Source organism: Mesorhizobium sp. M0119 (genome assembly GCF_040322615.1).
Classification (GTDB): domain Bacteria; phylum Pseudomonadota; class Alphaproteobacteria; order Rhizobiales; family Rhizobiaceae; genus Mesorhizobium.
Genome location: NZ_JAMYTU010000006.1, coordinates 168580 through 180432, shown reverse-complemented (window position 1 = coordinate 180432; position 11853 = coordinate 168580). Strand labels below are relative to the sequence as shown.

10 protein-coding genes are annotated in these 11853 nt (G+C 63.4%); 6 read left to right on the top strand and 4 right to left on the bottom strand.

Annotated elements, in window-relative coordinates; translation table 11 throughout:
- The first annotated feature begins 20 nt into the window (after positions 1 to 20).
- The 5 genes from NKJ40_RS08695 (at position 21) to NKJ40_RS08675 (ending at position 6544) form a co-directional block, all read left to right on the top strand.
- The gene (locus tag NKJ40_RS08695; RefSeq protein ID WP_352465726.1) at positions 21 to 605 is read left to right on the top strand and encodes a TetR/AcrR family transcriptional regulator; all 585 of its coding nucleotides are present in this window, start codon (positions 21 to 23) and stop codon (positions 603 to 605) included.
- Positions 606 to 1305: 700 nt separating this feature from the next.
- The gene (locus tag NKJ40_RS08690) at positions 1306 to 4707 is read left to right on the top strand and encodes a helicase-related protein (protein ID WP_352465725.1); all 3402 of its coding nucleotides are present in this window, start codon (positions 1306 to 1308) and stop codon (positions 4705 to 4707) included.
- A gap of 12 nt (positions 4708 to 4719) precedes the next feature.
- Positions 4720 to 5106, top strand: coding sequence for an RNA-binding S4 domain-containing protein (locus NKJ40_RS08685; protein ID WP_352465724.1), 387 nt, complete (start codon positions 4720 to 4722; stop codon positions 5104 to 5106).
- 149 nt (positions 5107 to 5255) lie between these two features.
- Positions 5256 to 5594, top strand: coding sequence for a ferredoxin FdxA (fdxA, locus tag NKJ40_RS08680; protein WP_352465723.1), 339 nt, complete (start codon positions 5256 to 5258; stop codon positions 5592 to 5594).
- A gap of 368 nt (positions 5595 to 5962) precedes the next feature.
- Positions 5963 to 6544: a CarD family transcriptional regulator gene (locus NKJ40_RS08675; protein ID WP_006327799.1), complete on the top strand. Its 582-nt coding sequence runs from the start codon at positions 5963 to 5965 to the stop codon at positions 6542 to 6544.
- 75 nt (positions 6545 to 6619) lie between these two features.
- Here the strand turns inward: NKJ40_RS08675 and NKJ40_RS08670 are convergent, their stop codons facing one another.
- The 3 genes from NKJ40_RS08670 to NKJ40_RS08660 all read right to left on the bottom strand — a co-directional run bounded on the left by NKJ40_RS08670 (position 6620) and on the right by NKJ40_RS08660 (position 8964).
- Positions 6620 to 7393: an amino acid ABC transporter ATP-binding protein gene (locus NKJ40_RS08670; RefSeq protein WP_292664798.1), complete on the bottom strand. Its 774-nt coding sequence runs from the start codon at positions 7391 to 7393 to the stop codon at positions 6620 to 6622.
- Positions 7390 to 8070: an ABC transporter permease subunit gene (locus NKJ40_RS08665; protein ID WP_292664797.1), complete on the bottom strand. Its 681-nt coding sequence runs from the start codon at positions 8068 to 8070 to the stop codon at positions 7390 to 7392. The genes NKJ40_RS08670 and NKJ40_RS08665 overlap by 4 nt, the downstream gene beginning before the upstream one ends.
- A 120-nt stretch (positions 8071 to 8190) precedes the next feature.
- The gene (locus NKJ40_RS08660; protein ID WP_352465722.1) at positions 8191 to 8964 is read right to left on the bottom strand and encodes an amino acid ABC transporter substrate-binding protein; all 774 of its coding nucleotides are present in this window, start codon (positions 8962 to 8964) and stop codon (positions 8191 to 8193) included.
- Positions 8965 to 9289: 325 nt separating this feature from the next.
- On the opposite strand from NKJ40_RS08660, the gene NKJ40_RS08655 reads away from it, so the two are divergent.
- Entirely contained in the window at positions 9290 to 10147 is an 858-nt protein-coding gene (locus NKJ40_RS08655) for an RNA polymerase factor sigma-32 (RefSeq protein ID WP_031194549.1), read from the top strand.
- A 13-nt stretch (positions 10148 to 10160) separates the two neighbouring features.
- On the opposite strand, the gene NKJ40_RS08650 is transcribed toward NKJ40_RS08655, so the two are convergent.
- Complete coding sequence (locus tag NKJ40_RS08650; protein ID WP_352465721.1) at positions 10161 to 11630, bottom strand: M48 family metalloprotease; 1470 nt, start codon at positions 11628 to 11630, stop codon at positions 10161 to 10163.
- Between the last annotated feature and the right edge of the window lie 223 nt (positions 11631 to 11853).

The following is an 11853-nucleotide window of genomic DNA, read 5'->3' as shown; positions in this document are numbered from 1 at the left end:
CCGTTGGCATATGCATTTTCATGACCGAGAATCAGTCGAAGAAACCCAGCAAGTCGGATCGCACCCGGGCTCAGATACTTGAGGCCGCGAGGCTCCTGTTCGCCGAACGCGGCTATGACGGCGCCTCGATCCGTGACGTCGCGGCCCATGCTTCGATCGATCCGGCCATGGTGATCCGCTATTTCCGCAGCAAGGACGAGTTGTTCGCCAGGGCGGCCGTCGTCGATCTGAAATTGCCCGCACTACGGGTGATCGACCGAACCGACATCGGCAAGACACTGATCAGGCGATTTCTCGAAATCTGGGAAGATCCGGCCAACGGTACCGGCATGGTAATTCTGCTGCGTTCGGCGACGTCGAACGAATTTGCCGCCGAAAAGTTGCGCGATGTATTTGCCAACCAGGTGAGGCCACTGGTTGCGGCGGTCGCTGATCCAGCCGATGCGGGCCGGCGGGCCGGGCTCATTTCCAGCCAGTTGCTGGGATTGGCGATGTGCCGGTACCTGCTGCGGCTTCCGCCGGTCGTCGCCCTGTCCCAAGACGAAATCATCCAGAACGTCGGCCCCACATTGCAGCGCTATGCCGTCGGAGCGGACGTATCCTGAACAAGCCGTTCAGCGTGGCTGGCCGAGTGTGAGCCTCATGCAGCAACTGCGTCGACCCGATGGCCATGACGCCGCGTGTGCCGAACCAGTACACAAAGGTTAACGGCCGCCGCGCAGCCTGTGCAAAAACCGCCGGCAGCCTGTGGATTCTCGGTGGGAAAGATGTTCACAACACAACATGTTGCGGTGAACAAACCAAGAAACTTCGCCTATCTCTGATTCGTCGCCGATTCGTTCCGGCTTTGAGCGGAACGTTAACGGCGAGAGCTGAAAACACCCTCGAAATGATTAAAGCGTATTAGGAAACATCAATAATTTCATAATGTTGGGCGAAGCAGATTGGCCGGCCACGATCATTCACCGGCAAAGGTTAACCGCAGTGCTCGCTTGGATGCCGCTTGCATGAATCGGGCCAGTTTCTGTGATTCAGCATGTGGTGAGACTCGCTGGCAGAAAGCCCAGATGTAGCCGTGAACAAACCCTGAATCAGCGCCAGTCAGTGATTCGTCGCTGATTCGTTCCAGACTCGTTCCAACTGTTAATCGGGAACAGATTTTCTGGCTTGAAGCGACCAATCGGCCTGCCCTCGGCACATTCCGCTTTCGCTTCGCGCCCGAAATCCCTATGTGTCGCCTGTCATACGCGGCCAATATGGGCGCGCTCCCGACAATGCGAGGCAGAGAGCCTTATTTCCAGGCCGATGAACATCCATCCGAAACACACTGAACCGCTGATCCTGTCGGGTCGAGACGTGACGGCCGTGCTCGGCCCGACCAACACCGGCAAGACCCATCTCGCCATCGAACGCATGGTGGCGCATGAAAGCGGCGTCATTGGCCTGCCGCTCAGGCTGCTTGCCCGCGAGGTCTATACGCGCGTCTGCGAGAAGGTCGGCGCCCATAAGGTTGCGCTCATCACCGGCGAGGAAAAGATCCAGCCGGCGGGCGCGAAATACTCGGTCTGCACCGTGGAAGCGATGCCGCGCGAGACCGACGCCGCCTTCGTTGCCATCGACGAGGTCCAGCTCGCCGGCGATCTCGAACGCGGCCACATCTTCACCGATCGCATCCTGCATCTGCGCGGCCGCCAGGAGACGCTGCTGCTGGGTGCGGCCACCATGCACGGCATCCTGCAGCGCCTGCTGCGGGGCGTGTCGGTGGTGACCCGGCCACGCCTATCGCATCTTGCCTATGCCGGCTCGAAGAAGCTGACCCGCCTGCCGCGGCGCACCGCGATCGTCGCTTTCTCGGCCGACGAGGTCTATGCCATCGCCGAGCTGATCCGCCGCCAGCAGGGCGGTGCCGCCGTCGTGCTCGGCGCACTCAGCCCGCGCACCCGTAACGCCCAGGTGGCGCTGTTCCAGTCGGGCGACGTCGACTATCTCGTCGCCACCGACGCCATCGGCATGGGCCTCAACCTCGACCTCGACCATGTCGCCTTCGCCCAGAACCGTAAATTCGACGGCTACCAGTACCGCAACCTGACGGCGGCCGAGCTCGGCCAGATTGCCGGCCGTGCCGGCCGGCATTTGCGCGACGGCACCTTTGGCGTCACCGGCCAGGTCGATCCGCTGGATGAGGAACTGGTCAAGAACATCGAGGCGCATGATTTCGATCCGGTGAAGGTGCTGCAGTGGCGTACCGCGCATTTCGATTTCGCCAACCTCGATGCGCTGAAGCGCTCGATTGAGACCAACGCCCCGGTCGAAGGCCTGACGCGCGCACTGCCGGCAGTAGACGCGCAGGCGCTCGAGCATCTGTCGCGCGACGAGGACGTCCGGGCACTCACCACCGATGCCGGACGCGTGGCGCTGCTGTGGGAAGCCTGCGCGCTGCCCGACTACAGGAAAATCGCGCCGGCCCAGCACGCCGACTTGATCGCCTCCATCTACATGGACCTTGCCAGGCAAGGCCATGTCGACGAGAACTACATGGCCGAGCAGGTGCGCCGTGCCGACACCACCGAAGGCGACATCGACACGCTGTCGCACAGGATTGCCCAGATCCGCACATGGACCTTCGTTTCCAACCGGCCCGGCTGGCTGGCCGATCGGGCACACTGGCAGGAAAAGACGCGCGAAATCGAAGACAGATTGTCGGATGCGCTGCATGAGCGGTTGACGAAACGTTTTGTAGACCGCAGGACTTCCGTCCTCATGCGGCGCCTTAGAGAAAACACGATGCCTGAAGCCGAAATCAGCCCAACCGGAACCGTCCTCGTCGAAGGCCACCATGTCGGCGAGTTGCAGGGTTTCCGCTTCACCGCCGACCAGAGCGCCGGCGGCGAGGACGCCAAGGCGGTGCGGGCGGCGGCGCAGAAAGCGCTTGCCGCCGAGTTCGAGGCGCGGGCCGAGCGCTTCGGCGCCTCTGCCAATGGCGACATCGCGCTGGGTTCGGATGGCACGCTGCGCTGGATCGGCGCCCCGATCGGCACACTGGTTGCCGGCGAAGACGCTTTGAAGCCGCGTCTCGTTCTGCTCGCCGACGAGCAACTCACCGGCCCGGCCCGCGACAAGGTTGCGGCGCGCGCCGAGCGCTTCGTCAACTTTCAGATCGAATTCCTGCTGAAGCCGCTGGTCGACCTCAAGAACGCCGAGCAGATCACTGGCATCGGCCGCGGCATCGCTTTCCAGCTCGTCGAGCATTTCGGCCTCATCAACCGTCGCGACATCGCCGACGAGATGAAATCCCTCGACCAGGAAGGCCGCGCGGCGCTTCGCCGTCTCGGCGTGCGCTTCGGCGCCTACCATGTCTTCGTGCCGGCGCTGATCAAGCCGGCGCCGGCCGGGTTGATAACGCTGCTGTGGGCGCTGAGAAACGACGGCAAGGACAAACCTGGCTTCGGCGATGTCGTTCACGCACTGGCCTCCGGCCGCACCTCGGTGGTCATCGATCCGACCTTCGACAAGACCTTCTACAAGCTGGCGGGCTACCGCAATCTGGGCCGGCGTGCTGTACGCGTCGATATTCTCGAGCGGCTGGCCGACCTGATCCGGCCGGCGACCAACTGGAAGCCGGGCCTTGGGCCTCGCCCCGACGGCGCCTATGACGGCCAGTCCTTCGTGGTGACGCCGCCGATGATGTCGATCCTCGGCGCCACCGCCGACGACATGGAAGAAATCCTGAAGGGACTCGGCTATCGCGCCGATGCCAAACCGGCGGCCGAGGTCAAGGCGCGGCTCGAAGCACAGGACAATGCCGCGCGTGAAGCTGCCGCTGCAAAGCAGGCGGCGGAAGAGGCAACGCAAGCCGAGCAGGCGAGGATGGCGGAAGCAGCTGCCGCGGCAGAGCCGCCGGCGGAGGTTTCCGAGCCCGTGTCGGATGCGGCCCCAGTTGCGGAGGCTGCGGCCGAAGCCGTGACCGAAACGGAAGACCAGCCGGAAGCTCCAGCCCCTGAAGCTGCGGCAGAAGTCACGCAAGAGACCCAGCCCGCCGCCGAGGCGATTGCTGAAGCACCTGCGGAACCAGCGGCCGAGCCAAGGGCGGAACTTGGGGCGGAAACTGAAGCTGCGGCACCGGCAGAGCCGCCGGTTTCCGACACTACGGAAGCATCGCCGGCCGAACCTGCAGCGACGGCAGGAGCCGTCGCCGGCGAAGCTGCCCCAGAGGCGGAGGAGCCAAAACCTATCCTGTTGTGGCGGCAGGGTCGTTTCGACCAGCGCCCGCGTCATCGCCAGCATGACAACCGCCCCCGGGACAATCATCGGGACAGTCGCGCGCGCAATGGTCAAGCTGCGCCGGACGGCCGCAGCGATGCGCCGGTGGATGCCGGCGGGCAACCGACGCCGGGCGACCGGCCCGCCCGTCAGGGGCGGCACGACCAGCGCGACGGCGCCGGCAAGCCGCGCTTCGACCGCAGCAAGTTCAAGCCTAAACTGCAAGGCGAGGCTGGAGAGCAGCGCGCCGGCAAGCCGCAAGGCGAACGCCCAGACCGGCGCGAAAACCGGCCCGACTGGAAGGCTGGCCGGCAGGACGGCAAAGGCGGCGCCCAAGGCGCAAAGCCCGCCTTCCAGCCAAAGCCGCGTGAGGAACGCCCGGTCCGCTTCGATCCGGACTCGCCCTTCGCCAAGCTCGCCGCGTTGCGCGACCAGCTGAAGAAGTAAGCTGCTCGTCCGATGGTCACTGATGCCCGCCAGCGCATCGACAAGTGGCTGTTCTTCTCGCGCGCGGTAAAATCGCGCACGCTGGCAGCCAAGCTGGTTGTCGCCGGACGCGTCCGCATCAATCGCGACAAAGCAGCGCATGCCTCCGATATGGTCCGGCCGGGCGATGTTTTGACCATCACGCTGGAGCGGCGGATCTTCGTTTGGAAAGTCCTTGGCACCGGCGTACGGCGTGGCCCGGCCGAAGAAGCCCGCCTGCTCTACGAGGACATGTCGCCGCCCCCCGCACCCAAGGGCGAGGCGCTTCCCGATGCGGTGCCGCCGTTGCGCGAGGCCGGCAGCGGTCGCCCGACGAAGAAAGAACGCCGCCAGACCGACCACCTGCTCGGCGACGATTGAGCAAGGTCGAACTTCCGCTTTGCCGGCCCGCTGGAATTCCATTCCGGAAAACCGCGGCACCGCTGGTAAGGGCCGCCCTTGCCACCAGCGGACAAAGGCGTTACCTCACCAAAAAAGCCCAACAAAATGGGACGTCCCGGAGCCGACCAATGACCTATGTCGTGACCGACAATTGCATAAAATGCAAATACATGGACTGCATCGAGGTCTGTCCGGTCGACTGCTTCTACGAAGGTGAGAACATGCTCGTCATCCACCCGGACGAGTGCATCGATTGCGGCGTCTGCGAACCGGAATGCCCGGCCGACGCGATCAAGCCCGACACCGAGTCGGGCCTCGACAAATGGCTGCAGATCAACACCGAATATGCCGAGAAATGGCCCAACATCACCGCCAAGAAGGAGCCGCCGGCCGACGCTAAAGACTTCGATGGCGAAACTGGCAAATTCGAGAAATATTTCTCCCCGGAGCCCGGTGAAGGCGATTGACGAGCCTGCCGGCTGCGGCGGCCTGACGTCGCGTAACAGACGTGATACATTAACTGCCTTGACAGGCGGCGACGGCGCGTGGCCTTCGCGCGTGCAGCAAAACCTTGATTCTTCCGACTTTTTGTGTTACACGAACCAAACATGCCGGTGACACAACGTCGATTTATGGCGCAAACGCCCCAAATCACTGAAAGGTGAATTTCTCAATCCGGACCAGAGCGATCTGGGGCAGGCGGTCGCAATGTTGCGATTTGCCGGTCCTGGCCTTTCCGGTGAGTTCATCGTTGTGTGGCTAAGGACCGGTCACCCCGGTCGCACGAGTTCGGGCCGGCACGATGCCGGTACCACAACAAGGAGTTCAGGGCGTAATGGCAACGATCACCCCGCAGAAGAAGTCCACCGCAGCGCGCCACGGTTTCAAGACCGGCGAGTACATCGTCTATCCGGCGCATGGTGTCGGCCAGATCGTCTCGATCGATGAGCAGGAAGTCGCGGGCCACAAGCTGGAGCTGTTCGTCATCGACTTCCAGAAGGATAAGATGCGCCTCAAGGTGCCGGTCGCCAAGGCGACCTCGATCGGCATGCGCAAGCTGTCGGAAGAGGATTATGTCGAGCGCGCGCTGAAGGTCGTGCAGGGCCGCGCCCGCGTCAAGCGCACCATGTGGTCGCGCCGCGCCCAGGAATATGATGCCAAGATCAACTCCGGCGATCTGATCTCGATCTCGGAAGTTGTGCGCGACCTTTACCGCGCCGACAACCAGCCGGAGCAGTCCTATTCCGAACGCCAGCTCTACGAGGCGGCGCTTGACCGCATGGCCCGCGAGATCGCGGCCGTCAACCGCATGTCGGAGACCGAAGCGGTGCGCCTCATCGAGGTGAACCTCAACAAGGGTCCGAAGCGCGGCGCCAAGGCCGACAACGAGGAAGCCGAGCAGGAAGAGGCTGCTTGAGCTTTTTGCTTTCGAATTCAGAAAAACCCGGCCTCGCGCCGGGTTTTTTGTTTTGGCTGACTGGCGATGGCCATTCTAGCGCTCGCCACCGCCCTCCCTTTCCGCCTCGTGCTTCAGCGTCGCGATAAACCGCTTGGTCCGCTGGCGTTCCGGGTTGCTGAACAGCACCGCGGCCGGGCCTTGTTCGACGATGTTGCCGGCATCGAGGAACACCACTTCCCGCGCGATCTTCGAGGCGAGCCGCAGATCATGCGTCGCCATCACCATGGTCGTGCCCTCGCTGGCGAGCTTGCCGAGCACATCGACCACCTCCTGCGCCAGTTCCGGATCGAGCGCCGAGGTCGGCTCGTCGCAGAGCAGGACTTTCGGCGAAGGCGCCAGCGCCCGGGCAATCGCCACGCGCTGCTGCTGGCCACCTGACAGCGTTGCCGGCCAGGCATCGGCCTTGTGCGCCATGCCGACCTTTTCGAGCAGGGCGAGCGCCCGTTCGCGCGCCCTTTCCTTGGGCCATTTCAGCACCGTCACCAGCCCCTCCATGATGTTCTCGATCGCGGTGCGATGCGGAAACAACTGAAAATTCTGGAACACCATGCCGGTCTGCAGCCGCAGCCGCTGGATATCCCTGGTCGAGACCCTGCCGCCGGGGTGGAATTCGAGTGCATCGTCGCCGATCCGCACCGTGCCTGACGTCGGTAGCTCGAGCAGGTTGATACAGCGCAAAAGCGTGCTTTTCCCGCCGCCCGATGGCCCGACGAGCGCCGTCACGCTGCCTTCCTCGATGGTGACGGTCACGCCCTTCAGCACGAGATTGTCGCCGAAGCGCTTTTCGATGTTGGTGAGGCCGATCATGCGCGCGCCTCCAGGAAGCCGCCATAACGGTTGAGCCGCTTTTCCAGCCGCGCCTGCAAGGCCGACAGCACGGAGCTCATGATCAGATAGAGGGCCGCCGCCTCGACATAGAGGATCAGCGGCTCATAGGTGGTGGCGACGATGCGCTGCGCTGCCTGGAACATTTCCGGCACGGTGATGGCGGCGGCGAGCGAAGTGTCCTTGACCAGCGAGATGAAGGTGTTGGACAGCGGCGGCACCGCGACGCGCCCCGCCTGTGGAAGAATGGTGCGCCGCATTGCCTGGGCCCAGGTCATGCCGATCGAATAGGCCGCTTCCCACTGGCCCTTGGGCACCGAACCGATAACGGCGCGGATGATTTCCGACGAATAGGCACCGATGTTCAAGGTGAAGCCGATCAGTGCTGCCGGAAAGGCGTCGAGCAGGATGCCGATCGATGGCAGGCCGTAGAAGATAAGGAACAGTTGCACGAGAAGCGGCGTGCCGCGGAATATCCAGACGTAGAAGCGGACCACGGCGACCAGCGGTTTGGGACCGAACAGCCGGACAAGCGCCACGACCAGGCCGAGGACAAGACCGAATGCAAACGACAGCAGCGTCAACGGCACGGTGAAGATCAGTGCAGCCCACAGCAACGTAGGCAGGGATTCCAGCATCAATTGCAGCCAGTGCGGCACGAAGGCTCCTCCTTGCCAGATTGCCGTTGCTCATATCACGCGAAAGCGGCGGGCCGTCAAAGACAGCTCGCCGCGATACGAACGACGCGGGCCGGCATTCGGCCCACACGAGAAGCCGTTTTACTTCGAAACGTCCTGGCCGAAATAGGTGTCGGCGATTTTCTTGTAGGTGCCGTCGGCCTTGATGTCGGCCAGCGCCTTATTGATGGCGGCCACCAGTTCCGGATCGCCCTTGCGCACGATGACGCCGGAATAGTCGGCGTTTTCCTCCTGGGCGGCAATCTTCACATTGGCGTCTGGCTTGTGCTTCTTGAAATCGAGGAAGGACAGGCTGTCGTTGATGGTGGCGTCGGCGCGGCCGGTAAGAAGCAGCTGGATCGACTGGTCGAAGCCGTCGGTGCCGACGAGTTCGGCGCCGTTGGTTTCAGCCAGCTTGCCGAAGTTCGAAGTCAGCGACTGCGCCGCCTTCTTGCCCTTGAGGTCGGCGAAGCTCTTGATATCGGTGTTGTCGCCGCGCACGATCAACACCGCCTTGGAGGCGATGTAGGGATCGGAAAAGTCATATTTGGCCTTGCGCGCCGCGGTGATGCCGACCTCGTTGATAACGGCATCGTAGCGGTTGGCGTCGAGACCGGCGATCAGCCCGTCCCATTTGCCTTCGAGGAACTGGGCCTTGACGCCGAGGCGCTCAGCAATGGCCCGCGCGATCTCGACGTCGAAGCCGACCAGCGCGCCGGAAGCATCATGATAGGTGAAGGGCGCATAGGTTCCTTCCGTGCCGACCTTGAAGACGCCGGATTGCTTGATCTGGTCGAGATTGGCACCGGCATGACTTGCGGCGATGGCCAGAAGCTGCAGCGTTCCGGCGACAATGAGCGATTTGAGCCATTTCATTTTTCTGTGATCCCGTCCTTGGCCGATGTCCGGCGTCATTGCGAGTGCCGGAAAATGACAGATGCGCGATGCCAGAATAAGAAACTAAATTTCAAAAATCTCGCGCCCTTGAAATCCCATTCTCAACCAGCATCTCCCGGCGCCATCCGGCTGAGTCAAGGCCGGTGGTGAATCGCCTGGAACAGCGCAATCGACATGACAGTCCGGGGGAACATTCCCCCGCATGGCACGTTCTTGGCTGTTGTAGGGCGCGGTGCCGCCATTTCAACCATCGGCGCCAACTCACGATTCGATCGCACCGCAACGCCTGAAGCAGGAGCGCGGCATGATGCAAGACAGTGCAGGACGGACCATGGTTCGCGCGGCGATGAAAGCCCCTTATCTGGAACGTGACGAAGAGCATCTCCTGGCGCTGCGCTGGAAGGAAAACAATGACCAGCACGCGCTGCACCGCATCACCGTCGCGCATATGCGGCTGGTCATTTCCATGGCGTCGCGGTTTCGCCACTACGGCCTTCCCCTGGGCGACCTGATCCAGGAAGGCCATGTCGGGCTGCTGGAGGCAGCGGCCCGTTTCGAGCCCGAGCGCGAGGTGCGGTTCTCGACCTATGCGACCTGGTGGATCCGCGCCTCGATGCAGGACTATATCCTGCGCAACTGGTCGATCGTGCGCGGCGGCACCAGCTCGGCGCAAAAGGCGCTGTTCTTCAACCTGCGGCGCCTGCGCGCCCGCCTGGCAAACGGCGCCGAGCAGACGTCGAATGCCACGCTCTACCGCGAAGTGTCGGCGGCTCTCGGCGTTTCCGAGGCCGATGTGGCGATGATGGATTCCCGGCTTTCGGCGCCGGACAGCTCGCTCAACACGCCGCTTGCCGACGATGCGGGCGCAACCGAGCGGATGGAGTTCCTGGTTTCGGATGATCCGCTGCCCGACGAGGTCGTTGGCGATACGATCGACGTCGAGCGCCGCTCGGTTTGGCTGAAGACGGCACTCGGCGCGCTCAATGCGCGAGAACTCAGGATTATCGAGGAGCGCCGGCTGAGCGACGAGGGCGCGACGCTCGAAGCACTCGGCGAAACGCTCGGCATCTCCAAGGAACGTGTCCGCCAGATCGAGGCGCGCGCCATGGAAAAACTCAAGGCGGCGCTGGTAAAGCAGAATCCGGAATTTCTCGCAGCCTGAATCGCGTCAGCTGCTATTTGTCGGTGACGATCTTGACCTTGTCGCCGGCCGAAACCGCGGCACCCGGCGACAGCGCGTTGAGCACCCTGAACAGATCCAGCTTGCGGTCGACGCCGACCATCTGTGCGGCCAGGGAGCCCATGGTCTGGCCGGGCTGCACCGTGACGATGCGGATACGCAGCGGCTTCAACGCCGCCTTCTCGGCAGCACTCAGGATGCGGAACGAGCCGCTGACCGAGCGCGCCACCGTGCTCAGCGAGGTGCTGGCCGAAGGCGCCGCGGTCAGCAAGCGGTAGACCTGGCCGCCGGCGCGGATCACCGCAATGTCAAATTGCCAGCCATCGGCACCGGCATGCGCGGTTGCCGCTTCGTTGCCGTTGATCGTCTCCTGGCGCACGCTGCTCTCGTCGAGGCCGGCAACCCAGCCGCTGCGGATGTAGTCGGTCAGCGAGCGGTCCTTGTCGATCGAGACGCCGTCGAAGCGGATTGCGATGTCGCCCGGGCCTGTCGCCGTCACCGCCGCCGCCGAATTGTCGATGATGAAGCCGTTGGGCACCGAGAACGACACGCCGAGGCCAGGATGCAGGAAGGTTTCGCCGCGCACATAGCCTTCCTCCGGCGTGTCGCCGTAAAGCAGCCCGTCTATGCCAGCAAGGAATGAATCGCGGTCGCGCGACCCGACACCGGGCGCGCCGAACTGGCGGGCGTGGCGCTGCGCGAGATCGATACGCTGCGGCGTGTTGGGGTGCGTCGCCAGGAAGTCGAGGCTGGCGTCGGTGGCGCCGCTGATGGAACGGAAATCGGTATAGGCCGACATCGACTGCAAGAAGCGGCCGGCGGCGTAGGGATCGAAACCGGCCTCGCCGATCGACTTGATGCCGATGGCATCGGCCTCCAGCTCCTGATTGCGCGAGAACTGCGCCAGCCTAAGCTTGCCGCGGACCAGCGCCGCCTTGGCCGTCGGGTTGTCGCCGAGCACATCCGAAACGACCTTGGTCGCCAACCCCTCTTCCGCTTCCAGCTGCTGGCGCTGCAGACCATGATTGGCCGTAACGTGGCCCATCTCATGCGCAATGACGGCGGCAAGCTCGGCCGAATCGTTGGCCAATGCCAGCAGGCCGCGGGTGATGTAGAGATAGCCGCCCGGCAGCGCGAAGGCATTGACGTTGGGCGAGTTGAGGATGGTGATGCGGTAGGTCTGGGTCGGGTTGGCCGACACCACGGTCAGTCTGCCGACGACCTTGGCCACCATGCGCTCGAGCTTGGGGTCGGAATACTCACCGCCATAGGTGGCAAGGATGCGCGGGTGCTGCGCCTTCGCCAGTTGGGCGAGCTTGCTGTTGGCGGCGACATTGTCGACCGTGATCGGCTTGTCTGAGGGCTGGAAGCCCGATTCCTGCACGTCGGGAGGCGTGAACATCTGGCAGCTTGCCAGCGCCACGGCAAGACCGGCCAGCGCCAGAAAGCGCGCCAGCGGTTTCACCCTCCGATTGTCGATGCCGGTCGGCAGATCGGCTTCCTTTCAAGTCCTGGGACGTGACCGCGAAAATCGGGCGCGATTTCCGGAAAGCATCACGCGCAAAATCAAGTGCTAAGGCGTCCTTCGTGCGTCCGACAGATACGAGGCAGCAAGGGCAAATCACGGTCTAAGCCGGACCAGCTCCTGGCGGACCTAGCCACACTACCTCGACCATGGCAAGCAAGCG

Bases quoted from the DNA above. Each gene is read 5' to 3' on its own strand.
- NKJ40_RS08695 (WP_352465726.1), top strand. From the start codon at position 21: ATGACCGAGAATCAGTCGAAGAAACCCAGCAAGTCGGATCGCACCCGG.
- NKJ40_RS08690 (WP_352465725.1), top strand. From the start codon at position 1,306: ATGAACATCCATCCGAAACACACTGAACCGCTGATCCTGTCGGGTCGA.
- NKJ40_RS08685 (WP_352465724.1), top strand. From the start codon at position 4,720: ATGGTCACTGATGCCCGCCAGCGCATCGACAAGTGGCTGTTCTTCTCG.
- fdxA (WP_352465723.1), top strand. From the start codon at position 5,256: ATGACCTATGTCGTGACCGACAATTGCATAAAATGCAAATACATGGAC.
- NKJ40_RS08675 (WP_006327799.1), top strand. From the start codon at position 5,963: ATGGCAACGATCACCCCGCAGAAGAAGTCCACCGCAGCGCGCCACGGT.
- NKJ40_RS08670 (WP_292664798.1), bottom strand. From the start codon at position 7,393: ATGATCGGCCTCACCAACATCGAAAAGCGCTTCGGCGACAATCTCGTG.
- NKJ40_RS08660 (WP_352465722.1), bottom strand. From the start codon at position 8,964: ATGAAATGGCTCAAATCGCTCATTGTCGCCGGAACGCTGCAGCTTCTG.
- NKJ40_RS08655 (WP_031194549.1), top strand. From the start codon at position 9,290: ATGATGCAAGACAGTGCAGGACGGACCATGGTTCGCGCGGCGATGAAA.